Origin of the sequence: Sphingomonas sp. PAMC 26605, assembly GCF_000241485.1 — a bacterium.
Classification (GTDB): domain Bacteria; phylum Pseudomonadota; class Alphaproteobacteria; order Sphingomonadales; family Sphingomonadaceae; genus Sphingomonas.
The window spans coordinates 1,394,380-1,420,695 of record NZ_JH584241.1 but is presented as its reverse complement, the minus strand read 5'-3'; the positions used below and the strand labels follow the sequence as shown (position 1 = coordinate 1,420,695).

Annotated in this window: 28 protein-coding genes; 12 read left to right on the top strand and 16 right to left on the bottom strand. The window is 64.9% G+C overall.

The genetic code is table 11. The features are described 5' to 3' along the window. Window positions 1-37: 37 nt before the first annotated feature. Window positions 38-1,222, bottom strand: a complete 1,185-nt coding sequence (locus RH90_RS06510; RefSeq protein WP_010184627.1) for a family 16 glycoside hydrolase — start codon at window positions 1,220-1,222, stop codon at window positions 38-40. Window positions 1,223-1,539: 317 nt separating this feature from the next. After that, the gene (locus RH90_RS06505; RefSeq protein ID WP_010184626.1) at window positions 1,540-2,349 is read right to left on the bottom strand and encodes a winged helix-turn-helix domain-containing protein; all 810 of its coding nucleotides are present in this window, start codon (window positions 2,347-2,349) and stop codon (window positions 1,540-1,542) included. A gap of 376 nt (window positions 2,350-2,725) precedes the next feature. Between RH90_RS06505 and RH90_RS06500 the strand changes: the two genes are divergently transcribed. The 5 genes from RH90_RS06500 (at window position 2,726) to RH90_RS06480 (ending at window position 6,504) form a co-directional block, all read left to right on the top strand. After that, window positions 2,726-3,256 (top strand): cupin domain-containing protein, encoded by a 531-nt coding sequence (locus RH90_RS06500; RefSeq protein WP_010184625.1) that lies wholly within the window; start codon window positions 2,726-2,728, stop codon window positions 3,254-3,256. 117 nt (window positions 3,257-3,373) lie between these two features. Further along, entirely contained in the window at window positions 3,374-4,141 is a 768-nt protein-coding gene (locus tag RH90_RS06495) for a hypothetical protein (RefSeq protein WP_198283391.1), read from the top strand. An 83-nt stretch (window positions 4,142-4,224) separates the two neighbouring features. Continuing rightward, window positions 4,225-4,848: a carboxymuconolactone decarboxylase family protein gene (locus RH90_RS06490; protein WP_157134529.1), complete on the top strand. Its 624-nt coding sequence runs from the start codon at window positions 4,225-4,227 to the stop codon at window positions 4,846-4,848. Between the two features lie 85 nt (window positions 4,849-4,933). Further along, window positions 4,934-5,680, top strand: a complete 747-nt coding sequence (locus tag RH90_RS06485) for an SDR family NAD(P)-dependent oxidoreductase (RefSeq protein ID WP_010184622.1) — start codon at window positions 4,934-4,936, stop codon at window positions 5,678-5,680. A gap of 338 nt (window positions 5,681-6,018) precedes the next feature. After that, window positions 6,019-6,504: a nuclear transport factor 2 family protein gene (locus tag RH90_RS06480; RefSeq protein WP_010184620.1), complete on the top strand. Its 486-nt coding sequence runs from the start codon at window positions 6,019-6,021 to the stop codon at window positions 6,502-6,504. A 48-nt stretch (window positions 6,505-6,552) separates the two neighbouring features. Here the strand turns inward: RH90_RS06480 and RH90_RS06475 are convergent, their stop codons facing one another. The 5 genes from RH90_RS06475 to RH90_RS06455 form a co-directional block, all read right to left on the bottom strand. After that, complete coding sequence (locus RH90_RS06475; protein ID WP_157134528.1) at window positions 6,553-7,383, bottom strand: TetR/AcrR family transcriptional regulator; 831 nt, start codon at window positions 7,381-7,383, stop codon at window positions 6,553-6,555. Continuing rightward, on the bottom strand, window positions 7,365-8,066 hold the full coding sequence (locus RH90_RS06470) for an SDR family NAD(P)-dependent oxidoreductase (protein WP_010184618.1): 702 nt from the start codon (window positions 8,064-8,066) through the stop codon (window positions 7,365-7,367). The genes RH90_RS06475 and RH90_RS06470 overlap by 19 nt, the downstream gene beginning before the upstream one ends. A gap of 105 nt (window positions 8,067-8,171) precedes the next feature. After that, window positions 8,172-9,065, bottom strand: coding sequence for a haloalkane dehalogenase (locus RH90_RS06465; RefSeq protein WP_010184617.1), 894 nt, complete (start codon window positions 9,063-9,065; stop codon window positions 8,172-8,174). A gap of 49 nt (window positions 9,066-9,114) precedes the next feature. Next, window positions 9,115-9,861 carry an SDR family oxidoreductase gene (locus RH90_RS06460; RefSeq protein ID WP_010184616.1) on the bottom strand — a complete coding sequence of 249 codons (747 nt, stop codon included), beginning with the start codon at window positions 9,859-9,861 and terminating at the stop codon, window positions 9,115-9,117. Window positions 9,862-9,935: 74 nt separating this feature from the next. Further along, window positions 9,936-10,682, bottom strand: coding sequence for an SDR family oxidoreductase (locus RH90_RS06455; protein WP_010184615.1), 747 nt, complete (start codon window positions 10,680-10,682; stop codon window positions 9,936-9,938). Between the two features lie 415 nt (window positions 10,683-11,097). Here RH90_RS06455 and RH90_RS06450 point away from each other — a divergent pair, with 415 nt between their 5' ends. From RH90_RS06450 to RH90_RS06440, 3 genes are all read left to right on the top strand, one after another. Further along, window positions 11,098-11,730 carry a TetR/AcrR family transcriptional regulator gene (locus RH90_RS06450; protein ID WP_010184614.1) on the top strand — a complete coding sequence of 211 codons (633 nt, stop codon included), beginning with the start codon at window positions 11,098-11,100 and terminating at the stop codon, window positions 11,728-11,730. Window positions 11,731-11,885: 155 nt separating this feature from the next. Next, window positions 11,886-13,193, top strand: coding sequence for an epoxide hydrolase family protein (locus RH90_RS06445; protein ID WP_010184613.1), 1,308 nt, complete (start codon window positions 11,886-11,888; stop codon window positions 13,191-13,193). A 169-nt stretch (window positions 13,194-13,362) separates the two neighbouring features. Beyond that, window positions 13,363-14,112 (top strand): DUF1223 domain-containing protein, encoded by a 750-nt coding sequence (locus RH90_RS06440; RefSeq protein ID WP_010184612.1) that lies wholly within the window; start codon window positions 13,363-13,365, stop codon window positions 14,110-14,112. 243 nt (window positions 14,113-14,355) lie between these two features. Here the strand turns inward: RH90_RS06440 and RH90_RS06435 are convergent, their stop codons facing one another. From RH90_RS06435 to RH90_RS06405, 7 genes are all read right to left on the bottom strand, one after another. Beyond that, the gene (locus tag RH90_RS06435) at window positions 14,356-14,979 is read right to left on the bottom strand and encodes a TetR/AcrR family transcriptional regulator (RefSeq protein WP_010184611.1); all 624 of its coding nucleotides are present in this window, start codon (window positions 14,977-14,979) and stop codon (window positions 14,356-14,358) included. 255 nt (window positions 14,980-15,234) lie between these two features. After that, a complete protein-coding gene (locus RH90_RS06430) occupies window positions 15,235-15,720 on the bottom strand; it encodes a hypothetical protein (RefSeq protein WP_010184609.1) in 486 nt (161 codons plus the stop codon). A gap of 60 nt (window positions 15,721-15,780) precedes the next feature. Continuing rightward, window positions 15,781-16,644 carry a class I SAM-dependent methyltransferase gene (locus RH90_RS06425; RefSeq protein WP_232280314.1) on the bottom strand — a complete coding sequence of 288 codons (864 nt, stop codon included), beginning with the start codon at window positions 16,642-16,644 and terminating at the stop codon, window positions 15,781-15,783. Window positions 16,645-16,730: 86 nt separating this feature from the next. Further along, entirely contained in the window at window positions 16,731-17,633 is a 903-nt protein-coding gene (locus RH90_RS06420) for a hypothetical protein (protein ID WP_157134527.1), read from the bottom strand. 28 nt (window positions 17,634-17,661) lie between these two features. Then, complete coding sequence (locus RH90_RS06415; RefSeq protein ID WP_232280313.1) at window positions 17,662-19,179, bottom strand: amidohydrolase family protein; 1,518 nt, start codon at window positions 19,177-19,179, stop codon at window positions 17,662-17,664. 192 nt (window positions 19,180-19,371) lie between these two features. Then, window positions 19,372-20,097 carry a LytR/AlgR family response regulator transcription factor gene (locus RH90_RS06410; protein WP_010184602.1) on the bottom strand — a complete coding sequence of 242 codons (726 nt, stop codon included), beginning with the start codon at window positions 20,095-20,097 and terminating at the stop codon, window positions 19,372-19,374. Continuing rightward, window positions 20,094-21,287 (bottom strand): sensor histidine kinase, encoded by a 1,194-nt coding sequence (locus RH90_RS06405; RefSeq protein WP_157134526.1) that lies wholly within the window; start codon window positions 21,285-21,287, stop codon window positions 20,094-20,096. Before RH90_RS06405 ends, RH90_RS06410 begins: the two co-directional genes overlap by 4 nt. 305 nt (window positions 21,288-21,592) lie before the next feature. Here RH90_RS06405 and RH90_RS06400 point away from each other — a divergent pair, with 305 nt between their 5' ends. Continuing rightward, window positions 21,593-22,312, top strand: coding sequence for an SDR family oxidoreductase (locus tag RH90_RS06400; RefSeq protein WP_010184600.1), 720 nt, complete (start codon window positions 21,593-21,595; stop codon window positions 22,310-22,312). An 82-nt stretch (window positions 22,313-22,394) separates the two neighbouring features. Beyond that, window positions 22,395-22,817 carry a VOC family protein gene (locus tag RH90_RS06395; protein WP_010184599.1) on the top strand — a complete coding sequence of 141 codons (423 nt, stop codon included), beginning with the start codon at window positions 22,395-22,397 and terminating at the stop codon, window positions 22,815-22,817. Between the two features lie 42 nt (window positions 22,818-22,859). Here the strand turns inward: RH90_RS06395 and RH90_RS22500 are convergent, their stop codons facing one another. Then, the gene (locus tag RH90_RS22500; RefSeq protein WP_010184598.1) at window positions 22,860-23,657 is read right to left on the bottom strand and encodes a Rid family hydrolase; all 798 of its coding nucleotides are present in this window, start codon (window positions 23,655-23,657) and stop codon (window positions 22,860-22,862) included. A 104-nt stretch (window positions 23,658-23,761) separates the two neighbouring features. Between RH90_RS22500 and RH90_RS06385 the strand changes: the two genes are divergently transcribed. Both RH90_RS06385 and RH90_RS06380 read left to right on the top strand, forming a co-directional pair. Next, on the top strand, window positions 23,762-24,403 hold the full coding sequence (locus RH90_RS06385; protein ID WP_232280312.1) for a TetR/AcrR family transcriptional regulator: 642 nt from the start codon (window positions 23,762-23,764) through the stop codon (window positions 24,401-24,403). Between the two features lie 285 nt (window positions 24,404-24,688). Next, on the top strand, window positions 24,689-24,988 hold the full coding sequence (locus RH90_RS06380; RefSeq protein ID WP_010184595.1) for a DUF1330 domain-containing protein: 300 nt from the start codon (window positions 24,689-24,691) through the stop codon (window positions 24,986-24,988). A gap of 157 nt (window positions 24,989-25,145) precedes the next feature. On the opposite strand, the gene RH90_RS06375 is transcribed toward RH90_RS06380, so the two are convergent. Then, window positions 25,146-25,841, bottom strand: coding sequence for an SDR family NAD(P)-dependent oxidoreductase (locus tag RH90_RS06375; RefSeq protein ID WP_010184594.1), 696 nt, complete (start codon window positions 25,839-25,841; stop codon window positions 25,146-25,148). Window positions 25,842-26,316 lie beyond the last annotated feature (475 nt).

Below are 26,316 nucleotides of genomic sequence, written 5' to 3'. Positions count from 1 at the left end.
GTCTGCGGCCGCAGCGTGTGCTGCATCGCCAGCACGATCAGAATTGCAGACCGGACGGGTTTTCGAAGCGCAGCATCGCACCCCACCCATAAGGACTGGCTTTCTCGCGGCCGTCGTGCGTCTTCCAGAGATTGCCGACGGCTACCAATATCGCGTTCTTGCCCTTGACGAGGGCCAACGGGACCGAGGCATTGGCGGGCTCCAGCCGGCCGTCGACTTGGAGGCGTTCGGCCGGAGGATAATAGGGATTACGCCCCTGATAGGCGAGGACGCCGTTGACGAAGACCCAGACCTGACGCGCGAAGCCGATATCGACCCGTCGCGTACCGGCGGCCGCAGCGACGACGTCGGTCTTCAGCCAGCCGATCGCGGGGTCCGGCGTGGGGCCTTCGATCCTGCTGAGGTTGACCAGCCCGTTCGGTTCGGCGTTCGCTTGACGCCAGACCAGCGTGTCGGCGCCGGATGCCGACGGCGTCCCGGAAGCGGGCAGACGGGTCGGCAGCGACACCCACCAATGCGAGACGATACCCGGTCGCTCCGCCGTCGTCGACCGATCCGCTTCGGACGACGTCCTCGGCGGGGTCGTGTCGATCGTCAGGTTGGCGAATACGGCCGGCCCCTTGAACGCGATACCGCCGTCTTTGGTCAGCCCCCGCAATCGTCCCACGATCAGCGTGGGCGTCTCTGCGCGGTTGAGATACACTTCCAGACGCGCGCCGGCGATGACCAGCTTGATGTGGTTCCACCCTTTTTCCGAGATGGCAGCCGGGCCCTGATACTGGGGATAGATGTCCCACTGCATCCGGCCATGCGTGATCGGGGCATATTGGTAACAGTCATTGGCGGCAGGGCATTCGGGATCGGTGCGCAGATAGAAGAACTCCGCATTCTCGGCATCGCGGCGGCGGAACAGGATCCCTGTGTCGCTGAAATCGAGCGCTTTCATGTCGAACTCGATCGTGCCGTCGCCGAACGCCTGATCCTTCAGGATGCCGTAGCCGTCGCGGAGGGTCATCGTCCCATTCGGGAAGCCCTCCTGTATGTCGAAGGTCGCAGGGCTTACTGTCGTCGACCACAGCCGCGACTCCATCGGCACGACACGGGGGGCCGCCGACGCGCCGATCGAAACCCCGGCCATCGCCAGAAACGCGAGAAGGCGGCGACCGAAAGGATTTGGCAGGTCTCTGAATAGGCGGGGGAAGGCGACGAGAAGGATTGGCATGGGGTCTCCTGTGGGGCTCCTGTCGAGCCCGCGTCGCAGCCGACCGCGCGTTCACCTAATAAAGAAGCGATAAAGATTTCCCTCCCGACGCCGCTCGACCGCACCCTGGACGCGCCGCGCGACCTGCGGCTGGCTCAGGCGACCATCGCTGCATTGACCAAAAGCGGCCGCTCAGCGGGTGCGATAGACCGCTTTTGCGCGGCTTATCGCGTATCGGGTCCACAAGTACCGTGATGAGAATTTTGCAAATAGATTGCGCGTTTACGGGGTATCCATGCCGCTAGATTTGTATTCTATCGCCGCCGATCTTCCCTGCTTTAGGATCCGCCCCGCCGGACCGCGCCTGTCGAGCGTATTTTGGCCTGGAAACGCTTCAGTTGCGCGATCGTCGCCGATGCCAGCGCGTCGGGTGGCGCGACCGCCATCCCGGTCCAGGCGACATGTCCGACGCCATCGACGGCCTCCAACGACAGCGTCGAAATGCCGTTCCATAGAATGAGCCGCGATCGCAGCCACAGCATAGGCTCCCGCCGTGTCCCGGCAGAGGGCGCTTGTCCCACGACGACGTCCATCCCCATCCCGGAAAGCCGATCGGTGACCAGCGCCTGGAGCGCGGTCGCGAGCGGTCGATACTGCGTATCCCCAGTATCGTTCGCCGTTCGGGAAACGACAATCGTAAGGTGATCCGCGCCAGACCGGTCGCGCACCGTGACGATCGCCAAGCCGAGCAAGACCATCGCCGTCAGAGCGATCATCAGCGGCCGAAGAATGCGCGTTCGCTTCGCCACGGGGGGCGGTGTTTCAACGGCTTCGGGTGCCGCCTCGCACAATCGGTAGCCGCGTTTGGGCACGGTGGCGATAAAGCGCGGCGCACCGGCATCGTCGCCGAGCGCACGCCGCAAATTGGCTATGACGACGGCGACGCTGTTGGCGCTGACGGACCGCCCCTCCCAGACGTGCGCCAGAATCGCTTCCCGTGGCACCACTCGACCGCGCTCGCGACACAGAAGCTCGAGCGTGCGGGCCGCACGATGCTCGAGCGGCGATTCGTTATCCCCTTCAATGAGACGTCCGCCCTCGGCGTCGAACGTCCAAAAGCCGATCTGCCACTGCGTCGGTTCTGCCATGCTGATCCCTAGCATTGGAATGGTGGATCGGCACCCGATAGCGGGCGCGCCATCGGCCGACTACGACGCATCGCAGCACGCGATCGATCCGACCGTCGTCATGTGGCGCGATGCGCCGGGCGCGATAGCGGCCATGTCGGGCTCGCAAGCCCACCCAGTCGATCCACCCAGTCGATATGGCAGGCGCGACCGCACCCGCGATCACCATACTGTATCGATCAATACAGAACTGTTGACAGCGTCGCTATGGGTTCTATAGTGATCGATATAGAAACGTTCCGGCGGTCAGTCGCGAAGCGGTGTCACCTCACGGTGGAGATCGTGCCGACCACCGTCGCGACGCATAGCCAGTCCATTTTTCAAAGGAGACGACGAGATGAAGATGCGCAGAATCGTAAGCGCCGAGAGCAAGACCGGCGTTGTCATGCAAGTCGACGATCTTCTCGATACCGACACTGCCGACCGGGTGACCAATATTTGGGGCTTCGACCAGATTCCCCAATTGCCCCTTACGCCTGAGCAAGTGCTTGGCGCGTACCAGCAGATGGGAATCTTCGGTCCGAAAGACTCGGTCCGCGTCGATCTCCAGGTCGTCCCCCCCGAGACAGCGGGCGAGACGGATCTCGGGGCCCTGATGGCCAAGATCGACTTCGGCACCGGCGGAGGCATGACCCAGAGCGAGCATGGCGGCGCGATGCACCGGACCGACACGATCGATCTCGCGGTCGTGCTCAAGGGCGAAGTCGATATCGCCTATCCGGGTGAAGACGGCCAGGTCCACACGACCACCGCCAAAGAGGGCGATTTCTTCGTGCAGAACGGCGCCTTTCACGAATTCCACAACCGCTCGGACGCCCCTTGCGTGATCCTCATGGTCGTGTTCGGCACAGAGCGGAAGGCGGCCTAGGGCGCAAGCCGCCAGACCTCGGACCTGCCCCCGCAGCAAAGGAACCACAATGTCTGCATCCGCAACATCAGATGCCGCTGTCGCGGGGGCAGCAGCGGCATGACCGTTCCGCTCATCGTGATCGACGGCGTGACCGGGCTTCCTCGGGAAGCCGACGGCGGCGTCGTTCTCGGCGGGTCGAACGCTACCGCCTATGCGGCGTATTTCTCGGCCAAGGCTGGCGCGCGTGCTGCAATCCATCATGATTGCAGCATCGGTCGGGACGAGGCGGGCGTCAGTGGTCTGCCCTGGGCGGACCAGCACGGCATGGCCATGGCGGCCGTCGCGGCCGACAGCGCGCGGGTCGGCGATGCCGCGGACATGCTCGAACGCGGGATCATCAGTCGCGCCAATACACTTGCCGCCGCGTGTGGCGTAGCGAACGGCCAGACCGTCGCACACGCCGTCGAGCTCCTGAAGGCCGCGCCCTGGCCCCACGACGCGAACGTGGCGCCGCCGGTAGAGCGACGCACCTTCATCGACGGCGTCCTCTGCATCGGCTCGATCTCGCTCGCGACGTCAGAAGATGCCGGACTGGTCGTGGCGAGCGGTAGCCACGGCGGCGCGACGGCCGCTCCGATGGCGCGTGCGTTCGGGCCGCGTCTCGTCTTCTTCAACGATGCCGGCTTCGGCGTCGATCGTGCGGGCGCCGCGTGCCTTCCGATGCTCGATTCCGACGGGATTGCCGCCGCGACGGTCGCTGCGGCTTTGGCGTGCATCGGCGACGGCGAATCGACGCTGACCCAGGGCATCATCTCGGCCGTGAATGAAACCGCGCACCGATTGGGCGTCAGGGTCGGGGAGACGGCGCTGAGCGCGGCGCGCATCGCGGCGGCAAAGGGCTGATTGGTCTCACGCGAACATGCACCCAACACCAGACCACAGGACGAGACATCATCATGGACCAGATCAAAACGAGGACTTCGGCTATGACCTTTCCAACAAGCTATGCGGCAGCGGTGTCAGTGCCGCTCCCCGACGACGACGTCATCAGGCCGGTTATCGAGGCCTATTACGGCAGTGCCTATCAGCCCGACACGACGCTCAACGTCGTCAAGATGTTCGCCGGAACCGGCGCGCACTTCGCGGGCGTGATCGATACGGTCAACGCGATCTTCGGCCCCGAGGGCATCGACCCGAAGCACCGGCAGACGTGCATGATGCGCGTCGCCAAGCAGTGCAACGCCCCCTATGAGTGGCAGATCCATTCGTCGATCGGCCGTAACGTAGGGCTCAGCGAAGACGAAATCGCCGCCTTCGCCTCGGATGGGCCCGTCACTGGCGTCGGATCGGATTATATCCTGCTGTGCCGTGCGTGCGACGAGTTGACCGGCGCCAAGACGCTGACCGACGCAACGCTGAGCGAAATGCTGGCCACATTCGGTGAGGTTTTGACTCGCAAATATATCCTGTCGATCTCGGTCTTCGTTTTGATGGCGCTGTGTCTCAATGGCAACCGTGTCCCGCTGGAGAGCAGCGACAAGGTCAGCACCGTGACAACGAGCAATCCTGCCGGGTTAGCGGTTAAGCAGGGCGGCTCAGGCCAGGGGTAATCCCGACAGAACGGCGTGCCGAGCTGGCGCGCTGGTCGGCAAGACGCTCCCCCGGGCGTCGCGTCCAACGAATGAGGAAAACACCATGTCGCTATTGAACACCAAGATCGCCGTCGTGACGGGGGGCAGCAGCGGCATCGGCCTCGCAACCGCCAAGCGGTTCGCCGAAGAGGGCGCCTATGTCTTCATCGTCGGTCGCCGCCAGGCCGAGCTCGACCAAGCCGTCGTTGACATCGGCAAGAACGTCACGGCCGTTCAAGCCGACATCTCGAAGCTCGAGGACCTCGACCGTCTGTATGAGATCGTCGCGAAGAAGGGCAAGATCGACGTGATCTTCGCGGCTGCGGCGTTTGTCGAAAAGGTGCTGACGGTCGCGGTGACGCCCGAGCATTTCGACGCGACGTTCAACGCCAACGCCCGCGGGACGTATTTCACGGTGCAAAAGGCGCTGCCCTATCTGAACGACGGGGCGTCGATCATCCTCGTGGCATCCGCGGGCAAAACCATGGGCTTGCCCGGCCGCAGCACCTACAGCGCCAGCAAGGCGGCGTTGCGGTCGTTGGCGCGGACCTGGACCAGCGAATTCAAGGATCGGCAGATCAGGACCAACGTGCTGAGCCCCGGTCCGGTCGAGACGCCGATGTTCGAGGGGCAGTTCCCGTCCAAGGAAGGCGCTGCCGAAGCCCGGAAGCAGATGACCGCGACGATCCCGCTGGGCCGGCCGGGACGCCCCGAAGAGGTCGCGTCGGCGGCTTTGTTCCTCGCCTCGGACCTGAGCAGCTACGTCGCCGGTATCGACCTTCCGGTCGACGGCGGCCTGACGGCGGTCTAGGCCGCCACGGCGCGGCGCGGCGCGGCGGCTCGAGATAGCCGCACGCCTACCGCATCGGGGCCGCGGCCCAAGGGGGAGACGAGACGGGCCGCGCCACCGAGGTTCGGTGCGACCGACGCCGCCCAGGGGAAGCGCATCCTTCGCGCTTCCCCTGCAGGTAAAGACCAAGGATCGATGCTCACGCGGGCGCGACGGACTCTTTTCGTCGATGGCGGCAACTCCATCGGAAAAGCCGGTATAAGAGCGGAATCTTGCTATACAGCGGTGGGGTTCGCCATGGGTTCGGCCAAGGTCGAACGCGGGCGAGGCACCGTGCCAGACGAGAGAGATTTCCGAAAATGCTTTTCAAGATGCTACGCGCCGCTGCAGCCGTGACGCTATCGGCAACCCCGCTCGTAGCGGCATCCTATCGTACCCCCGTGCCGGCGACCTTCGAGAGCCGCGGCGTCGATCGGCGGGCCATCGAGGCGGTGCTCGGGACCTATACCCGGGCGGTATCGACGAAGAACCAAGCGCTCTTCGAATCGCTGCTGCTCAGCAAGGCGATCCCCTTCTCCGGCATCCCGGTTTCGCAACATGCCGGAAGCACGTCGGTGGATACGGCCAGATACGAAGACTTCCGCAAAGGCGTGTTCGAAGGCGAGCCCTTCACTCAGCGTTTCCAGGACATTCACATCGCGCAGGACGGCGCACTCGCCCAGGTTTCGCTCGTGTTCGTGAACACCACAGCAAAAGAGGACATCTGGGGCTGGAAGACGATGCAGCTGGTCAGGGTGGGCGGCCAGTGGAAGATCGCGGCGGAGTTTTTCACCGGCCACGCGTGACGGGTGATGGCCGAGCGGCGTGGCGAACGCGAACGTCCGACCCGCCGCTTAGCGCCCGGTGACCGCGTGTGCGCCGTTCGAAGCTGCGGCATCAGGCCAAACCGCCAGCGCGAGCGCGATCGCCCGGCGCAAGTCCGTGCGCGTTGCCCCGGATTGCGCTTCGACGGCCATCCCCCAAGCGATGATCAGCACCAGCCGCGAGAGCGCATCGGCGTCCATCCCCGCGGGAGAGCTTTCGACGTCGCGCGCTTCGGCGAAGCGATCGCGGAGCCGCTTGCGCATCTCCTCTCGAAATCCGGCCAGCCATTCCCGCAGCGGCGCGCCGGCGGCGGACGGAAGCGCGCTATTCATCGCGAGGCAGCCCGGCGCATGCCGCGCGTCGGTAAGCACGTCGGCGTAGCCGTAGAGAAAATGCGCTGCGACCGCTCGCGCCGTGGGCTCCAGAAAAGCCGCCTCGGCGATCTTATTCTGCTCGACGAAGTAGCGTTCGATGGCCGTTTTGAACAACGCTTCCTTGCTGCCGAAAGCGAAGTAGAAGCTCGGCGGAGAGATACCGATCGTTTTCGTCAGATCGCTGAGCGACGTCCCCTCATAGCCGTTGCGCCAGAAGAGGGCTGTCGCCTTATCGATCGCGTCGTCGATTTCGAATTCGCGAGGACGGCCCATTTTTTTCAGTCCATGTTCTATACCGATCGCTATATATGGCAGAACGAGGTCGGACACAATTCGCTTGTGCGGATCGGCCAGCGCGTGACGTTGAGAAGAACCATGCCGCGCTTCCAGGCGTTCGATCGGATCATCTGGTGGGCTCGAGAGGCTCGGCCGAGCCAGCGACCGCATGGCGGAGATTTCGCCGCCCGTCAGAACCGCTCGATCCACGGACGGAGGTCGATTTCGTGCGACCAGGCGTTTCGCGGTTGCGCAAGGACATCGATATAGGTCTGCGCGATGGCATCGGGATCGAGCGTGCTATCGGGCGCATCGCTCGGGTCGGGTCGGCGCGACGAGCGGACACCGCCGTCGATGGTGAAGTGCGCGACGTGAATCCCTTTCGGGCCCAGCTCCCTTGCAGCACTCTGCGCAAGCCCGCGCAGCCCGAACTTGCCGATCGCAAATGCCGCCGATTGGGCGAAGCCCTTTATGCCGGCGCTCGCGCCGGTGAAGAAGATCGCGCCGTGCCCGTTCGGCTCCATGCGTTTGGCGGCCTGCTGGGCCGCGAGAAAGGCGCCGAACGCGCTGACCGCGATCGCCTGCTCGACCGCCGCGGGATCGACGCTCGCGAGCGGGCCAAAGACGCGCGCGCTCGCATTGTAGATCACGACATCGGGCGCGCCGACCTGCCGCTCCATATCGAGGAACAGCTGGGCCATTTGCTCAGACTGCGCGGCGTCGACGGCAAAGGCTGCGGCGCCTGTTTCAGCGGCAAGCGCCTGAAGCTTGTCAGCATTGCGCGCCGCCAGGCCGACTTGCAGGCCGAGCTGCGACAGGCGCCGCGCCAGCGACGCGCTGATGCCCGGCCCGGCGCCGATGATCAGGGCAGTGCGATACGGTAAACCAGGCATTGCGACCTCCTACTGAATCCGAAATCGGCAAGGGCAGAGCCCGGGACGCGCCGCGCAAGACCGGCACCTCCCGAGCTCCGCCCCTATTCTGAATCCGTGCCGATGTCAGGCAATTCCCCGCAACCGACGAACGAAGGCGGCAACGCCCGGAGCGACGGTTTCGGGATCGTCTTCGGGGATGAAGTGCGCGCCCTGCACCTGAATCTCTTCCTGATTGGCAAAGCTCCGGCAGAACGCGACCTGGTTCGGGTTCTGGTCGATCACCCCCGGAATCGCATGGAAATAGAGCTTCGGCACCGGGGTCGTCGCCAACCACTGCGAATATGCGCTGACGGCGTCGACCACATCGGCCGGCTCGCCCGCGATGGGAAGCTGGCGCGGCCAGCTGAGGGTTGGCCGCCGATCTTCGCCCGGGGTGAGGAAGGGACGGCGATATTCGGTCTTCGCGGCGTCGGAGAGTGGCCGGCCCAGTCCCAGGAGCAGCTGCTCGACGAACATATTGTCCTGCAGGACCATCGTGTCGCCGGCGGGCGACCGCAGTGCCTGGAACGCGGGGCGGACCTCTTCGCCGAAATCGGCCCATTCTAGCGGCATCACGATCGATTCCATATAGGCAATGCCCTGAACCCGATCGGCGTGCTTGCTCGCATAGTCGAAGGCGAGCGCCGAACCCCAGTCGTGGACGACGAATACGATATTGTCGCCCAGATCGAGCGTGTCCCACAGCGCGTGCATGTAGCTGCGCTGTTCGGCATAGCTGTAGCTGTCGGGTCCGGAGTGCGGCAGCTTGTCCGAATCTCCCTGACCGACCAGATCGCACGCCACCAGCCGGCCCAGCCCCTGGCAGGCCGGCATGATGTTGCGCCACAGATAGGACGAGGTCGGATTGCCGTGCGAGAAGACGATCGCAGCGCCTTCGCCCTCGTCGATATAGGCCATTCGCTGGCCGTTGACGGTCATGAACGTCTTTTCGGCGAAAGGTGTGTCGGTCAGCGTCATGATGTCGATCCTTGGAACCTGCGAGGGGGTTTGCGTGGGCACGGCCGCGTCAGAATTGCGACTGCCCGCCATCGACCGGAAGCTCGGCGCCGGTCGTGTAGGTCGCGTCGAACGCGAGGAAGAGGACCGCCCTGGCGACTTCGTCCGGCGTCCCCATCCGTTTCATCGGATTGGCGTCGCGCATCTGCCCGGTGAGGTGCGCGACCGTTTCCTTGTCAGGAAACGCCTTGTCCCAGGTCGGCGTGTCGGTAGGGCCGGGCGACACCGCGTTGACGCGAATCCCGTGGGGCGCCAGTTCGACGGCGAAGGTCCGCGCGAAGGACCGGAGCGCGGCCTTGGTCGCTCCGGCCGCAGCGAGCATCGCCATGCCCTTCACGTTCGAGATCGCCGTCGTGAAGACGACGGACCCGCCCCGATGGATCAGCGGCGCGAGCGCCTTGACCGCGAAGAACGGTCCTTTCGTGTTCGCGGCGAACACGTCGTCATACATGGCTTCGCTGGTATGTTCGAAAGGCGCGAAAAGCCCGACACCGGCATTGACGAAGAGCAGGTCGAACGTGTCGAACGCGTCCCTCACCTGCGTGGCGAGGGCATCGATATCGGTGAGCGATGCTGCATCGCTCGAAACGACCAGTGCGTCGTCGCCAAGCGCTTTGCGCGCCAGGTCCAGGCCGCCTTGCGAGCGCCCCGTCACCAGAACGCGCGCGCCGCCATCGACGAGCATCTTCGCTGCGGCGAGGCCAATGCCGCTGGTACCGCCGATGACGACAGCCCGTTTGCCTGCGTACCGATCCATGTATTTTCTCCTCGGCGACCCTCGGGCCGCCGGACGGATTGCAATCTGAGGGACGTAGCTAGCTCGGATGGCCGTCAGAGCTGCGACAGACCGCCGTCGACCGGGAACTCGGCGCCGGTCGTGTAGGTCGCGTCGAACGCCAGGAAGAGAACGGCCTTCGCGACTTCCTCCGACGTCCCGATCCGCTTCAGCGGACTGGTGTCGCGGAACTGCCCGACGACGTGCGCGGCCATGGCCTTGTCGGGAAGCGATTTGCCGATGATCGGCGTGTCGATCGGGCCGGGCGACACCGCATTGACGCGGATTCCCTGGGGCGCCAGCTCAGCCGCGAACGTCCGCGCAAACGAGCGCATCGCCGCCTTGGCGCCGCCATATGCGGCGAGCAGCGGCATGCCTTTGACGTTGGCGATCGCGGTGGTGAAGACGATCGAGCCGCCCTGGTGAATCAGCGACGCGAGCTTTTGCGCGGCGAAGAACGGTCCTTTGGCGTTCAGATTGAACACCTCGTCATAGGTCGCCTCGTTCACGGTCTCGATCGGCGCGAAGAGGCTGTAGCCGGCGTTGACGAAGAGCAGATCGATCGTGCCGAACTCGGCTTCCACGCGTGTGGCGAGGGCGTCCAGATCGGTCAACGAGCGCGCGTCGCTTTGAACGGCGGTGCCGTTTTGGCCGAGTTCAGCCTGCGTCGAGTCCAAGGCGCTCTGCGAGCGACCCGTCACCAGAACGCGCGCGCCGCCTTTGACGAGCATCTGCGCAGTGGTGAGCCCGATGCCGCTCGTGCCGCCGATGATGACGATCTTTTTACCGTCGTAGCTACCCATGTGTCGTCTCCGTGCAACGCCGACCGCGGCGTCTGATTTTCTAACTGTTCAGTGCAATAGTAGCACGGATGATCGTCGGTCAAGATATTTATGAACTGAATGATTTTTTATTCTGAAAATTATTGGGGCTTCGGCTAGCCGCGCAATGCCTGCCCTACCGTTGCGCCCGCGGCCGCTTCGCCGCGACCACGGCGCCGGAGCGAACTCCCCTCGGCAATTCGAAAGCAGGTGCGCGGCCGTGATGGGCTCTGCCCCATGAGGCGGCGGTGAAATGGCCACCCTGTTGATGACGCTCGCAACACCGGAGGGCGGACAGACAAAGGCTTGCGTAGGGACTGTCGCGTCTAAAGCAGGCTTGCTGTTTTGAAACATTATTGTTATATATTCTGACTACGGGCAAGGAGCTTTGAACCGGATGATTCAGAATGTTGCCAGGCCACGCGGCCGACCGCGCTCCTTCGACGAGGTGCAGGCGCTGGAGCAGGCGACACGGGTCTTCCGCGCGCAAGGCTATGACGGCGTGACGATCGACGATCTCGTTGCCGCGATGGGGGTCGGACGGCCAAGCCTCTACGCGGTGTTCGGGGACAAGCGGACGTTGTTTCTGCGCGTCCTTCGGGCGTACGCCGAGGTTAAAGGCGCGCGCGCGGCGAAGGCGCTCTTCACGCCGCCGACCCTGCGCGGCGCGATCGCGGGTTTCCTGCGCGATGCCGTGGAGAATGCGACGCCGGCCGAAACGGCGCCAGGATGTCTTCTCGTCTGCGTGGCGCCGCTGGTGAACGATGCCGAGGTGCGACAGTTCGTGCAGGATGCCGTCGCTGCCGCCACGGCGCTCGTCGAGCGTCGTTTTTGCGACGCGATCGACGCGGGAGACGTCCCGCCCGACTTTCCCGCGCGCACGCGGGCGTATCAGGTGCTCGACCTTGGCCGCGGCCTGACGATGCGCGCGCAGTTGGGAACACCCCGCAAGACGCTGCTCGACGATGCCGAGGAAGCGGCCGATCTGGTGCTGCTTTCGCCACGAGGAAGCACGACGCCGGCGGGATGACGGCGGGGGCAGCGAACCGTCCGTCGCAACGCGACGGACGGCCGCTGGTTTTTGTGCGATCGGCGTCCAAGGATCGTAACCGAGCGGCGACTCGGTTCGAACCGCCAAAGGGTGCGGATCGTCCTCTCGCCGTGTTTCAGGGACCAGGAAATTCGATGGATGAGGCTCTACCCGGTGACGACGTCGCCGACCGCACGCCGCTCGCTTTGCGCAGGACGCTGCTGCAGGCGGGGCTCGGCCTCGGTGCGCTCGGCCTTGCGTCGGTCAAGGCAGGCGCGCACGGAGCGATCGCGCCGTCGATCGGGGTCGATCTGCCGCCCGCCACGGAGGCGGTGCGGCCCTTCCGCGTCGCCATCGCGCCCGCCGCGATCGAGGATCTCAGGCGCCGCCTGGCGATGACGCGCTGGCCCGAGCAGGAGACCGTGACCGACGGGTCGCAAGGCGTCCAACTGCACCGCGCGCGCAGTCTCGTCGACTATTGGCGCGATGTCTACGACATGGGCCGGCTCGAGCGCAGGCTCAATGCGTTCCCGCAATTCCGGACCGCGATCGACGGCCTCGGGATCCACTTTCTCCATGTCCGCTCGAAGCATGCGAATGCCCTGCCGATCATCCTCACGCACGGATGGCCGGGCTCGGTCGTCGAGTTTCTCGACGTGATCGGTCCGCTGACCGATCCCGAGGCACATGGTGGACGCGCCGAGGACGCGTTCCATGTCGTCATCCCGTCGCTGCCGGGCTACGGTTTTTCGGACAAGCCGCGACAGACAGGGTGGGATGTGCCGAAGATCGCCACCGCCTGGAGCACGCTGATGAAGCGGCTCGGCTATCGCCGCTGGGTCGCGCAGGGCGGCGACTGGGGCGCGCATGTGACGACATGGCTCGGCGTGCAAAAGCCTGAAGGGCTGGCGGCGATCCACCTCAACTTCCCGACCCTCTCGCCGCCACCGCTCGAAGGCGAGCCGACCGCCGAAGAGAAGGCGGCGATCGCCGAACTCAAGGCGTTCTTCCGGACAATGACCGGCTATGGGGCCATCCAGGAAACACGGCCGCAGACCCTTGGCTACGGCCTCGTCGATTCTCCAGTGGGACAGGCCATGTGGATCTACGAAAAGTTCACGGATTGGTCGGACAGCAACCACAACCCGGAATCGGTTATCTCGCGCGATGCGATGCTCGACGACATCATGCTCTACTGGATCACGGGGAGCGGCGCCTCGTCAGCCCGGCTTTATGCGGAGAACTCGGGGGACCAAGAATCGCGCCGGGTCGTGGATATCCCGGTCGGTGTCAGCATCTTTCCAGGGGAGATCTACCGGCCGCCCCGCATTTGGGGTGAGCGCACCTATCCCAAGCTCTTCTACTGGAACCGCGTAGCGAAAGGCGGCCATTTCGCTGCCTTCGAGCAGCCGGCGCTGTTCACCTCGGAACTGCGGACGTGCTTTGCACATATCCGGACTTAGCAGAGGCGATCGCGCATCGCGCTGGGATGAGACGGGTCGGCTGCGCGCGCTATCCAGCATCCGCGCCGCCGCCGGCACGCAGGGCGGCGCCTGTAACCGAAGACACGCGCGGAGCGGATTAGCTTAGGGCGCCCCACGGCGCGCGCTTAACGCGAAGAGGAACGATCCCATGTCACCCCGTCTTCTGACGACCCTCCTGGCCCCCATCGCGCTGGCCGCGTGCGGCCAGGCAGATAGCGCCCCCGCTGCCCCGACCCGCGCGGCGCAGCCGATCGCGGGCGCCTCCGCCGCGCATCCGGTGGTGCTCGAGCTGTTCCAGAGCCAGGGGTGCTCGTCGTGCCCGCCGGCCAACGCCAACGTCAATGCCCTCGCCGATCGGCCGGACGTGCTCGCTCTGTCGTTCGCCGTGACCTATTGGGACCAGCTCGGCTGGAAGGACACGTTCGGCTCGCCGCGCTGGACCGCCCGCCAGTGGGACTATGCCCGCGCCGGCGGGCGCGGACAGGTCGCCACGCCGCAGGTGATCGTCAATGGCGGGCCGACCATCGTCGGCAGCAATCGCGCGCAGCTCGACGCCCTTCTCGCCAAGGAGGGACCGGCGCGCGGCGGGCCGGAGATCAGCGAGGCCGACGGTCGCGTTCATCTCGCCGCCGCCACCGCGCCGTCGGCTCCGCTGACCGTGTGGCTGGTCCGCTACGACGCGCGATCGCGCGAAGTGCCGATCAGCGCGGGCGAGAATGGCGGGCGCACGCTGCCGCACCGCGACATCGTGCGCGAGCTGGTGCGGCTTGGCGACTGGCACGGGCCGGCAGCCGACTTTCGCTTGCCGTCCGCAAACGAGCGCGGCTTGAGCGGTGCCGTGCTGATCCAGCAGGGCCAGGGCGGTGTGATCGTGGCGGCGCGCAAGCTCGCGGCTTAGCCCCGCCCCGCGTTTGATACCCTGCGGCGAAATCCACCCGCACCTGCACCGGCCGCGGTGCCCGCCGGCGAAAGCGATATGCGCCCAGGCGAAACCGCCCGACACGCGCTCCGTACAACGTTTGGGGTGGCGGCAGTGGCGGGCGGCAAGGCACTGGCACTTACAGAGGCAAAGGACTTGTCGTCCAGCGCCCCTGTCAGATCTGGATGCCCTGGTTTTTGATACCGGTTCGTCGCTTTCTCTTCAGCCGGTCGGCCACACCATCAAGCTCGTCTCTACCACCCGCTCGAGATCGGCGCGGCTCGCGCCCGATCCCGCCTGGACCGCCATCCCCTGCAGGATCGCATAGAGATACTGGGTCAGTCCCTCGGGGTCGATCTGATCGGAGAGGTCACCGTCGCGCTGCGCCTGGCTAAAGCGCTCGATCAGCGCTGCCTGCGACGATTTGCGACGCTGGATGACGTCGGCCTTGATCGAATCGGCCTCCGGTCCACACATGATCGCGCTCATGACCCTTAGGCACCCCGTGGGACCATGACTGCTCGTCTGCGCATCGAGCGCGCCGCGCAGGATATATTCGGCAACGCCGCGCGCCGTCGGGGCGGCGAGCGCTTCGCGCGTATAAGCGAGCTTCTCGGCCTCGTAGAGGTCGAGCGCCTTGTGGAAGAGCGCCTCCTTGTTGCCGAACGCGGCATAGAGGCTCGGCTTGGTGATGCCCATCGCGGCGGTCAAGTCCGCCAACGACGCGCCCTCGTACCCCTTGGTCCAAAACACGCCGAGCGCCGTGCTGAGCGCCTCGACGGTACAGAACTCACGCGGCCGCCCGCGCCGGGCAGCAATCGAGGCAAGGGGGGCAACTATTTTCATAACGAACGGTACGTAATACGTCTCGATCGCCGTGTCGATACCTCGTCTCCGCTCAGACTGCTGATAAAGCCGGCGTCACCCCGAAAATGGCCTGATCCATCGGCGCAATCGCTCGCCGGGGCAAATCGACAAGGCCTGTATCATATCGCTCCCGCTTTGCGGCGCGCGAACAAGCGGTGGCGGCTCGCCAATCCTGTATCGAAGCGGCGCGGGAATCGGGGGTCGCGGTGCGGTCCGCTTCGCTGCCTTTGCGGTTTAGCGGTCTGTCGCATCAGGCCGCACGTAAATGACCGCGCCCGCAAGATCGGGCCGTCCCGCAGGCTGGGAGATATCGACCCATGCCCTGCCCTGATCCACCAGCGTCATACGCCCTTCGCCTTCCGGCTTCCCGTTTCTCGCCACGTGGTAGACGAGCACGCGAGACCCCTCGGCGGTGACCGACAAGGTCAGCGCGGTCGGCTTGAGCCGCCGAATGCTCATCGGCTGTCCATCGACCCGGCCCTCCACCACTTCGTGCAACGATGGGATTTCCCAGCGGATGCGACCGTCGGGCTGCAGGTGGAAACGATAGCCATCCGCCGCAGCCTCCTTGATCGCGGCGGTATTGCGCGTCGGGCTGAGCACCCAGTCGCCATTCCAGGGACTTTCGGTCAAGACCGGGACCGGCGGCAGGCTCTGCGCCATCGCGACATTCGCGCTCGCCGCAATGAAAGTCGCACAGATAACGAAACGAGAGAGCATAAGAGTCCTTTGCAGCCAGATCGAAATGTTTCGGTTGTAACGCGCGCGCGATCGTCTCGCTCAGGTTCGGACTTTGCGGAATTTGAGAACGAAATTGTCGGCTTCGCCGACCGCCAGATACTTTTCACGGTCCTGGTCTTTGAGCGCGAGAACGGGTGGGAGGGTCCAGACCCCCTTCGGCCAGATGGTGGTGTCGCGAGGGTTGGCGTTGATCTCGGATGACGCGACGAGCGTGAAGCCGGCGCGCTCGATCAATCGGATTGCGTATGCCTGGCGGACATAGCCCGAGCGAGCCTTCGGGTCCTGCGGGATGGATGCGTTGCCACGATGGTCCTCAATGCCGAGGACGCCGCCGGGCTTGAGCGCACGGTGGATGGCCGCGAGCATGGCCGGTGCGGTCCCCTCGCTCATCCAATTGTGGAGGTTGCGGAACGTCAGGACGAAATCGGCACTTCCCGGAGGCGCCATCTCAGGATGGTGGGCGCCAAATTCGGTCAGGTGCGCCTTCCCATAGATCGACGGATTGTGGTGGAGCATGCGTTGGAACTCGGGTCCGACAGCGAAGAGCCGCTCCTCCGAGTCCCCGTCCGCGGGCCCGAACGCGGCGTAATAGGCGCCATGATCGTGCAAGAGCGGGGCCAGGATCTGAGTCCAGTACCCGCCGCCCGGCCAGACTTCGACCACCGTCGACGTGGGTCGCACGCCGAAGAAGCTCAGTTCCTCTGCAGGATGCCGGACGACATCGCGGGCGACGAAGTCTTCGTCCCGTGCGGGCGAGGCGACGGCATGTCGAATCGCTTCGTCGGTCCCGGGGAGGGGCGCCGCAAGCGTAGCCGACGCCAAGACTCCCCATAGAATGTTTCGCATTCCGCGTTCCTCAAATGCACCGCCGGGGCGGGCTGAAGCGAGCGTGGCTTCCGGCATTGTCCTGCCGGTCGCCCGGTTTGCCCCTTGGTTGGATCAAGCGCTCGTCCGTCGGTGTCGGCCACGGCCATGGACTCGGCGCACGTTCAGGTCCCCAGTTCGATTTCGAAGACCCAGCCGGCACTCGGGCTCGTCCGCTTCCCGAGCCCGTGAACGTCGTAGCGACTGTCCCAGCCCGGATGGAGCCCCGAGTCGCAGGCGATCAAGCGCCCATCGTGCACCGTCAGCCCATGCGGATCGCAACTCCCCGGTGCGAAGTCGAAGATCTCGCGGATGACCCCGGTGGCAAGATCATATCGGATCAGATTTGTCTGGCCCTCCGCATAGGTCCGGCTTTCGCCGCCCGACACCATGTACATCGAGTCGCCGAGCACGGCGCAGCCATGATAGCGGGTGAGGCCGCCTGGAAGCCCAAAGGGGATGAGATAGCTCACCGTCCAGGTCTTGGGATCGATCCGCAGGATCGCGCGCGGGCGGTTGGCGGTGACCCATAAAAAACCGTCGTGCCAGGTCGCGCCATGGCAACCACCCGCCAGCTGCGCCGGCCCGAGCGGGATCTGGCGATGCGCCAGGGTGCGCCCATCGCGGCTGGTTTCGTAAACGCCCTGATTGGTCTCGCTGTTCGCGCAGACCCACAGCACGCCGTTGCCATAGGCAATCCCGCTCGTGTCGGTCGCGTCCGACGAAAGCGTCTGCAAGACGGCGCCGGTGCCATCGACCCGCCAGATCCGCTCGCGTGCCTTGTCGACGCGCTGCTCGGCGATCCACAGTCCGTCCGGACTGGAAGAAAGCGCGTTGGGGTATCCTGCGGGGCATTTGAAGAGTTTGCGCGTCGTTGCGGTGCGCTGTCGGATCGGCGGCCCTCGCTCTTCGCCCGTCGAAACCGGCGCGAAGAAGGTGCGCCGCGCGGGGGTTCGTCCGACGGCAACGCCGGCCGTTGCGAGCAAAGCGCCTCCCGCCAGCACGTGCCTTCGTGTGGTAGTGCTCATGTCAGCCATCCTCATCACGCTCGCGACCTCAATAGAGGCCGTAAAGGCCCTTGACCGAGCTCAGGAGCTTGGCGGGGTCGAAGCCGATCCCGTCGCGGAAGACGAGCTGGACATTTTCGATGTCCTGGATGCGCCGACTTGGGTCGCCCTTGACGATCATCAGGTCGGCGCGCTTGCCGACCGTCACGCTGCCGATTTCGCTGGCCTGACCGAGATAGGTCGCTCCGTTCAGGGTTCCGATCTTGATCGCCTCGAGCGGCGAGAAGCCGGCATCGACCAGCAGCTCCATCTCGCGTTGGTCGGCAAACCCCGGGATGATGTGCCCGTCGCCCGTCGGGTCGCAGCCGGCCATCAGCGTTCCGCCCGCCAACGCGAAATTCCGCTCGAGCGCTTCCAGTCGCTTCAGATTGGCATGCCAGCGTGCCTTGCGATCGTTTTTGGCGGTGGTGTCCGCGTTGCGCGCGTACAGATAGGCTTCCCTGGCCTGCGGCGTCAAAACATCCAATTCCGCCTGTCGCAGCGGCGGGGCTCCGTCTTCGCCCACATCGTAGATCGGCAAGGTGCTCGTGACGGTAACGTGTTTGGCGATCAGCAGCGCATAGAGCGCCCTCGCTTGCGGCCCGTCCGGATCCATCGCCTTTGCGGTCGCCGAACCCTGCGACTCCGAACAGAGGTCTGGCTTCTTGTCGGGGTCGAGCTGGGTATTGATCGCAAACCCATGCTCGAGGTTGTCGATTCCGAGTTCGGCCGCCTCGGGATAGGTCACCGAGCAGAGGTGGCCGGTGATCTTGAACCCATGGCTATGCGCCGCGTCGATCGCGGCTTTCAGTTCGGCGCGGGTGATGTGATCGTAGGCCTTGAAGCTGGTCACACCCTGGCTCGCCCAGAAGTTCACGGTATTGCGCGCGTCCTCGGCGCCGCTCAAGGTGTGCATCTGCAGGAAGATATTTCCAGCCCCCTGCAGATAGGGCCCGGTGACGTCCATGTGAGGACCCGGTAGCTGGTTGGTTTCGACCGCCTGTTTGAGGTTCAGTTCGGCATACGGCTCCATCGAGCCCGTCGTTCTGATCGTGGTGACGCCGCCGGCAAGATAGAGCCGCGGTGCCGCGAAGGTCATTTGCGGGAGCAGGAGCGGCACCCGCTGCGCGTGCTCATAATCCGCGCCGGGGCGCGCGACATAGAACAGGTGATCGTGCATGCCGACCAGACCCGGCAGGAGCGTTCGCCCGGCCATGTCGAGGATGATCTTGCCGTCGGCCCGTTCGGATGCAGCGGACGGCGCGATCGCAGCGATGCGGCCGTTTCGGATCGTGACCGTGCGATCTTCGAGCGGCCCGGCGCCGGTGCCGTCGATCACGCGCACGTGGATCAGTTTCAGCTCGGCGTGCGAGGCATCGACCGACACGAACTGCCGGACTTCGTCCGAGAGAGCGGGGCCTCCGGGAGCGGGGGGCGACTGGAACAGCGCCTGCGCCGAGGCGCAGCCCACCCCCGCGAGCAGCGCCGTGGCGCTGACCGCCATCGCCAGGATGGCGCGCTTGCGCACTGACGGAGCGCGGCGCGACAAGCGCCAGGGAGCGGGCGACGAGCGGAACATTTTCAAGGCAGGAGATCCGAATGGCGTAAAGGCGTGTCGCCAGCTCTGAAGCGCCGGTCATTTCGGGGCGACCGCTTTTCGCCGAACCTCCCGATCTTTTCGATGAACCCGGCCGAGTAGGGCGTTCACCGCGCCGCGGCCTCAGCCCCGCACAAGGGCGCGGACACTCGCCATATAGCTTTCGCCGATGCCGACTTCGCCACCGGACCGCAGCCGTACGATCCACTTTCCTGAAGCTTCGCGCCCCACCGCCGCGATGCTGCGTTTCGCCACCAGGGCGGAGCGGTGAACCCGCAGAAAGGCGGTCGCATCGAGCTCACGCTCGAGCTGCGAAAGCGTGGAATGCAGCAGATAGGATTGGCCTGCGAGATGGAGCCGCATATAGTCGCCTTCGGCCGAGACGTATTCGATCCGGTCGGCGTCGATGCGCACCATGTCACCCCCGTCGCGCACCCAGAATTCGGAGCGAAACCTGGGCTTTGCATCCGCGGGGGCGCCGTGACGGGCGCTGACCCGCTCGAGCGCCTGGCACAGGCGATCGAGGGTGACCGGCTTCAACAGATAGTCGACCGCGCCGACCGCGAACGCCTCCACGGCGAACCGCTCGTGCGCCGTGGTGAAGACGATGCTGGGCGCAGCGGTGACGCGCGCCGCCAGTTCCGCCGTGGCGAGACCGCTCAGACCGGGCATATCGATATCGAGCAGCATGACGTCCGCCGGATTCTGGTCGAGGTTGGCCAACGCCGCGCGTCCGCTCGTCTCGCTCGTTGGCCTCGCGTCGGGCATGGCGCGCAGACACAGCCTTTCCAGGCGCCGGGCGGCCAAGGGCTCGTCATCGACGATCAGGATTCGAAGTGCGCCGATCATTCGGGAAGGGGCTGTCTGCGGGGAAAGCTGAGGACGGCGCGATACCCCCCGTCGGCACGCCGCCCATGCTGGAAAGTCGCGCCCTCGCCGAAGCGGAGCGCCAGTCGCTCGGCGACGTTGCGAAGGCCCAGGCCGAAACCCGCTTGCGGCGATCCGGGACCATCGTCCTCGACCGTGACGACGACGAAATCGTCGGCGCCGCGCGCGCGGACCGACAGCTGAACCGGCGTCTCGGAAACCCCGACCGCGTGCTTGATCACATTCTCGACCAGCGGCTGGAGCAGGAGGGGCGGGATGGCGACGTCCGCAAGCGCATCCGGAAGCTCCAGCACCACTTGGAGCCTGGCGCCAAATCGAAGCCCCTCGATACCGAGATAGGTTTCATGGAGCCGGAATTCCTGGCGAAGCGTCGTGTCGACGAGAGCGTCGCTCGCCAGCGTGGTGCGGAGTACGGCCGACAGCGACGCAAGGGCCTGCTCTGCCCTTTCCGGCTCCCCTTCCATCACCAGCGCCGAGATCGTGTTCAAGGCATTGAACAGAAAATGCGGATCGAGCTGGTATCGCAGCGCCTGCAGTTGCGCTTTCTGCGCCTGGGATTCGGCGACCGTCGCGCGCTGCAAAGCATCGCGGCTGTCGATCACGCTCGCCATCGCGATGTAGAGAACGCCCAGCGCGGTAAACAGAAAATCGTTCTCCGCGATCGTCTGGACGAACACCCTCGGCAGATCGTTGCCCGCCCGCTCGGCAATCGACCAGGCGGCGGACGGCGCGAAGACGAACATGACGTCGTAGTTGACGACCGCGAGCGTCGCGGCCGCGGGCGCGGCCAGCAGGACCGCGCCGCCGATTTGCACCAGCGGCGAGCGATGCTCGAGGCGGCTGAGGATCCAAAACAGCGCAGCGGTCATGATCGCCCCGATTGCCGCGGTCAGAATGTGGCGGAGCGCAACCTCGCGCATATTGGATAAGCCGAGAACGGCAAGGCGAACGGAGACGAGCGCAAGGTAGAGGGCCCAGGCGCCGGCGATCGCGATGGCCGCAAACTCGCGCTTGGACCAGACTTTGTTAACGGCGATATCTGGCTTCACGGCAATCAGCGCCTTTCGGTTTTGCCCCGTACGAGCGATCGCCATACCGCGCGCGCCCGTATCGGCATCGGCACTCCTCGCGATAACGGAAGCCTCAATCATCGGCGCGGCGCGGGACGGAGCTCGGTCATCGCGCGCAATGCCCGCCGTGTCTCGCCTTCCGGCCGCAACCGCCAAATCGCCGTTGCGAGCGCTGCCCCCGTATAACGACCTCAACGATGCCACAGCCATACCTCATAGCGGCCACAACCGAATCTTTGACATTAGGGCTGCACTTCTATAGTACTCGATATATTACGGTTTAGGGCGGTTGTGAAGCTAGACAAGGTCTCTTGCTCACGTGAACCGCCGCGCCCAACGGTATCGACATTCGGTATCGCCTTCCAGCACGCCACGGGGCATCGATCATGAGTCATCGCACTTTTCTCGTAACCGGCGCCACGAAGGGCATCGGGCTTGCAATCTCGAAACGCCTCTCGGCCGCAGGACACGCGGTCATCGGCATTGCGCGGGATCCGCTCGCGTCGTTTCCCGGAACGCTCGTCTCGGTCGATTTGAGCGATGAAAAAGCCTCGACCGAGGCCTTTGTCGCGCTCGCCGAGCGCCATTCGTTCGACGGCGTGGTCAACAATGCCGGTGTCGGGAAGCAGCAGTTTCTGGGCGAGATCGATCTTGCCGTCGTCGATGAACTGATGCGTTTCAATCTCCACGCGCCGATCACCGCGGTTCAGGCGATCCTCCCGACGCTGCGGCAGAAGGGTTGGGGACGCATCGTCAACATCACCAGTCTGGCGACCCTCGGAATGGCCAAGCGGACCGCCTATGCCGCCAGCAAGGCGGCACTTGCGAGCTTCACCCGAACCTGGGCGCTGGAACTGGCGGAAACGGGCATCACGGTCAATTCGGTCTCGCCCGGGCCCGTCGAAACCGAACTGCTCCGCCGCTATACGCCGGCCGGGAGCGAGGCCGAGCGCATCTTTCTCGCGAACATCCCGATGCGACGTATCGGGCAGCCGGAGGAGATCGCTGCGGCAGTCGCCTTCCTCCTCTCGGAGGATGCCAGCTATATCACCGGGCAGACCCTGTATGTCGATGGCGGCGGATCGATTGGAAAAGCCGCCCTGTAAGGTCCGATCGCGCGGCCAGCCTGCCCAGCACCCACCGCTTCCGATGACGTGCGCACGAAGACAACTCGCAAAGGAGAAGACGATGCCAGATACCACCTACGACATGTTCCCCAGCACGGGCTTCACGGTCACGCATTTCCTCGTTTCGGCCGATATCAAGAAATCGGTCGATTTCTACGCCCGCATTCTCGGTGGGACCGTCGTCATGGACGGCGAGAACGGCAAGCCCAACGTCGTGCAACTCGCCAACACGTGGATCATCATCAACGTCGGCGGCGGGCCGACCGACGACAAGCCGGCGGTATATCTCGCACCGCCGAAGGACGGTGAGGCTGTCAGCAGCTTCCTGAACCTCCGCGTCGCGAACATCGCGGAATGCTACGATCGGTGGAAGGGTCTCGGAGCGGAGTTCCTCACCGAGCCGAAGGTCCACGATGCCGAGACGCGGTGCTATATGCGCGATCCCGACGGTCACCTCATCGAGGTCGGCGAAGCCAAGCAATAGCGGCGGCTCGCCGAGCCGCCGTAAAAGGGGCGCCACCCCTCCTCAGGGGAGGCGCACCACCATTTCGATCTCGACTTTGATCTCGGGCCGGTAGAGCGCCTGGACGCCGATCGTCGTGATGCTGGGCTTCGCGTCTGTGAACAGCGCCCGCAAGGGGACGAGGGCCTGTCCGAACGCTTCGGTCGTCGCGTTCACGACATAGACGCGCAGCATCACGATGTCCTGCGCAGTCGCTGCAAGCTCCTCGAGTGCGGCAGCGAGGCTGGCGGTCGCGATCTCGGCCTGGGCGGCGAGGTCGTCGGGCACGGCATCGAGCCCGGGCGCCGCCGCGATCTGACCCGACAGGAAAGCGAGCCGGCCTGGTTCCGCGACACTGATCTGCGAGTAGCCGAGCGAGGCCATATCCCACATCGTCGGCGGATTGCGGCGGCTCACCGACGCCGATGCGTCCGACGGAATCCGCGCGGTCACCTTGATTTCAAAATCGAAGCCCGAGAGCCAGGTGGCCCCGACGGCGGTCCAGTTCGGATAGGGTGCCTGCGGGAACTTTGCGGCCTTCACCGCCGTGACCGCGGGCATCTGCTTTTCCGGATCGGTATGGAACGTCGTCACGTCAATGATGTCGTCGAATGTACATCCCGCCGCCGCGAGCGTGGCTTCCAGATTGGTGAAAGCTTGCGCAACCTGCGCGTCGAAGTCCGGTTCGGGCGAGCCATCGGCCCGGCTCCCGACCTGACCCGACACGAACAACAGATCGCCCGATCGTATCGCGGCGGAATATCCGTGCTTCTCGTACAGCGCGTTCCGGCCGGCTGGAAATACTGCTTCACGCTTCGCCATATCAAAGTCCTTTTCGCTGGGGCGCACCTGCCAAGGCAGCTTGGCTGGACATTCCAGGACGGCAGGGGTACCAGCATACGCTGCGTATGTGAAAGCACGGATCCGTGTCGGTCGTCAACACCATATACGACACGTATGCGAAATTGGAGGTGGCTTTGGCCGGTAAGCGTCGCGCTGAAACAATGGAGGAAAACCGCATCAAGCTGCTTGGTGCAGCGCGGAAGGCGTTCGGCGCAGCGGGTTTCGCTGCCGCCTCGATGGACGATCTCACCGCGCAAGTCGGCCTCACCCGTGGGGCCCTCTACCATGGATTTGGCGACAAGAAGGGATTGCTGGCGGCCGTCGTCGCCCAGGTCGATGGCGAGATGGCGGCGCGCGCGCATGAGGCGGGCGCGACGGCATCGAGCCCATGGGAACAGCTGCTGGCGGAGGGCGAAGCCTATATCGAAATGGCACTCGAGCCGGAGGTTCGTCGGATCGTCCTGTTGGACGGACCGGCTTTCTTGGGCGACCCTTCGAAATGGCCCAGTCAGAATGCCTGCCTCAGCATGACGAAGCAGGCCGTCGCGGATTTGATCGCCATCGGTATCATGAAACCCGTCGATATCGAGGCCGCAGCGCGCCTTCTCAGCGGCACGGCGTTCAACGCGGCGCTATGGGTTGCAGACAGCGATGAGCCGCACATCGTCCTGCCCAAGGCGATCGAGGCGTTCAGGCTCATGGCCGAGGGTCTTTTGGCAGGCTAAGGCCTACCATCGTAACACGGTCTATTCCCGACCGGCCGCTCCGTGACGGCACAGGCGATCAGCCATCGACGCTGCGAGCAGGAGCAAGATTGATTGTTCCGACGCAATCCATCGTCGCTGCCGCCGCCCCCGCCCCACGCACCGGGCCCGATTTTCATATACGTTTCGTATCTGAATTGACGAATTCCTGCAGGCCAGTTACCGATCGTCCAGGAGATACGGCCCACCTGCCGCGCAATCTCGGCGGAAGCCCCGGGTTCCCGCTGACAACAGGAGTAACTGTCCGTGAAGGGGTATTGGATCGCGCAGAGCGACGTCAAAGACGAGGCCGGCCACGCGCTATACGTGAAGGCCGCAGTCGAATATTTGAAGCGCCAGGGTGCAAAAACCTTGGTGGTCTACAGGGGGCGGTACGAGGTCGTCGAAGGCGCCCCTCGAAGCAGGCAGCTCGTCCAGGAATTCCCCGACTATGAAACCGCATTGGCGGCGTATCATTCGGAGGAGTATCGCGAGATACGAAAGCTTCGGGCGGACACCGCCGATGTCGATCTGGTCATCGTGGAAGGCGTGGCTCCGCTTCTCTAGCGAAACAGGTTTCGCCTCCCGCCCTCCCCGCGGGCATCGCTTTTGCTGCCGAAGCGCTCCCGCGGGATCGGGTCTAGACGAAAGAAGAGGCGAAGCATGCGGGGTCCCGCGTGCGAGCGTGGCGGGACGCCACCCATCCAGCGCGAGGCCTTCCGGTTCAGCCGATCCGCACGCGGATATCCTGACGACCGTGGTACAAGTCCCAGAACGCGTCGGCGACCGCCGCGCCCTCAATCATCGGGACGCCGGGTATCGCGGCGCGCGTACCCCGGACCACGCCAGCAATCGTCACTTCGCCCACATAGATGCCGTCATCGTCCAACCGCGCCGCCAACAGTCCCACGAGCTTTGCCTTGGCGGCATTGCCGATCCCGATGCCGTCGGCCTTCGCCGCAATGGCGGCGCGATCGACCGCCGGATCGAGATCGCCGAGCGCGCCATTGGTGACGAGGATTGCCCCGTCGCCCGCCGCTTTGAGGTCCGGCAGCGTCTCTTGCACAGCAGCCAGCAGGCCTGCGATCGCAACGTCGAACACGCCTGTCACGCTGCTCGGGTCGACGCTCAACAGATCGCCCACACCATGGCCGCTCGAGGCATTCCAGAGCAGGACATCGATCCGACCAAAAGCGGCACGGGCCGCGGCAATGGCGCCGCGAATGGCAATCGGGTCGCCCGCATCGCCGGCAAATGCGACCGCGGCGACGCCTTTGGCTTCGAGCGCTTCGACTCCGGCCGTCAATCGCGCCTGGCTCCGCGCGATCAACCCGATCGAGAAGCCTTCCGCACCGAACTTGTCGGCGACAGCAGTCGAAACGCCCGGCCCGAAACCGACGATGATGATGACTTTCGACATGGCGATTTTCCTATGAATGCGGCTCCCCGCGAGAGCCGTCTTCCGGCCCTTTGGCAAGCGCCGCGTGCGCTAGGGCTTGCGTGCGGTCACGACGAACGCCTTCTGCCGTGGAAGGCATTGGGCGGTGGCCTTCTCCTGAAACATCACTCCGGAATGGAGCGTTTCCCCCACGCAAGGGGCATCGACGCGCGCTGCCGACGATAGGTCCGCGGGATACTCTTGCGCTTTGCGCGCGCGCTTCGGATCGAGGCTTAGCACAGTCGAGCGAGAATGTACCGCCGCCACGGAAAATGATCGGGGGCCGCAGCCGCGCCCCGCCTTCGACCAGATGGTTTTCGGCATCGACCACGAATCACAGGCCCGGGTTTCGCGCCGTCGGCGCTTCGTCGAGATGCTCGAGCTTGAAACCCCGGCCTGCGGTCATGGTCATCGGACGACGTCTCAGGCGCCCGGCGTGAGCGAACCGAAGCCGCCA

Coding starts and splice junctions, on each gene's coding strand:
- RH90_RS22500 (WP_010184598.1), bottom strand. CDS start 23,657: ATGGCGAAGCGTGAAGCAGTATTTCCAGCCGGCCGGAACGCGCTGTAC.
- RH90_RS06480 (WP_010184620.1), top strand. CDS start 6,019: ATGCTTTTCAAGATGCTACGCGCCGCTGCAGCCGTGACGCTATCGGCA.
- RH90_RS06460 (WP_010184616.1), bottom strand. CDS start 9,861: ATGGATCGGTACGCAGGCAAACGGGCTGTCGTCATCGGCGGTACCAGC.
- RH90_RS06500 (WP_010184625.1), top strand. CDS start 2,726: ATGAAGATGCGCAGAATCGTAAGCGCCGAGAGCAAGACCGGCGTTGTC.
- RH90_RS06410 (WP_010184602.1), bottom strand. CDS start 20,097: ATGATCGGCGCACTTCGAATCCTGATCGTCGATGACGAGCCCTTGGCC.
- RH90_RS06485 (WP_010184622.1), top strand. CDS start 4,934: ATGTCGCTATTGAACACCAAGATCGCCGTCGTGACGGGGGGCAGCAGC.
- RH90_RS06465 (WP_010184617.1), bottom strand. CDS start 9,065: ATGACGCTGACCGACACACCTTTCGCCGAAAAGACGTTCATGACCGTC.
- RH90_RS06425 (WP_232280314.1), bottom strand. CDS start 16,644: ATGCCGGAAGCCACGCTCGCTTCAGCCCGCCCCGGCGGTGCATTTGAG.
- RH90_RS06470 (WP_010184618.1), bottom strand. CDS start 8,066: ATGCCTGGTTTACCGTATCGCACTGCCCTGATCATCGGCGCCGGGCCG.
- RH90_RS06395 (WP_010184599.1), top strand. CDS start 22,395: ATGCCAGATACCACCTACGACATGTTCCCCAGCACGGGCTTCACGGTC.
- RH90_RS06445 (WP_010184613.1), top strand. CDS start 11,886: ATGGATGAGGCTCTACCCGGTGACGACGTCGCCGACCGCACGCCGCTC.
- RH90_RS06430 (WP_010184609.1), bottom strand. CDS start 15,720: ATGCTCTCTCGTTTCGTTATCTGTGCGACTTTCATTGCGGCGAGCGCG.
- RH90_RS06435 (WP_010184611.1), bottom strand. CDS start 14,979: ATGAAAATAGTTGCCCCCCTTGCCTCGATTGCTGCCCGGCGCGGGCGG.
- RH90_RS06405 (WP_157134526.1), bottom strand. CDS start 21,287: ATGATTGAGGCTTCCGTTATCGCGAGGAGTGCCGATGCCGATACGGGC.
- RH90_RS06400 (WP_010184600.1), top strand. CDS start 21,593: ATGAGTCATCGCACTTTTCTCGTAACCGGCGCCACGAAGGGCATCGGG.
- RH90_RS06450 (WP_010184614.1), top strand. CDS start 11,098: ATGATTCAGAATGTTGCCAGGCCACGCGGCCGACCGCGCTCCTTCGAC.
- RH90_RS06440 (WP_010184612.1), top strand. CDS start 13,363: ATGTCACCCCGTCTTCTGACGACCCTCCTGGCCCCCATCGCGCTGGCC.
- RH90_RS06490 (WP_157134529.1), top strand. CDS start 4,225: ATGACCTTTCCAACAAGCTATGCGGCAGCGGTGTCAGTGCCGCTCCCC.
- RH90_RS06455 (WP_010184615.1), bottom strand. CDS start 10,682: ATGGGTAGCTACGACGGTAAAAAGATCGTCATCATCGGCGGCACGAGC.
- RH90_RS06420 (WP_157134527.1), bottom strand. CDS start 17,633: ATGAGCACTACCACACGAAGGCACGTGCTGGCGGGAGGCGCTTTGCTC.
- RH90_RS06510 (WP_010184627.1), bottom strand. CDS start 1,222: ATGCCAATCCTTCTCGTCGCCTTCCCCCGCCTATTCAGAGACCTGCCA.
- RH90_RS06505 (WP_010184626.1), bottom strand. CDS start 2,349: ATGGCAGAACCGACGCAGTGGCAGATCGGCTTTTGGACGTTCGACGCC.
- RH90_RS06375 (WP_010184594.1), bottom strand. CDS start 25,841: ATGTCGAAAGTCATCATCATCGTCGGTTTCGGGCCGGGCGTTTCGACT.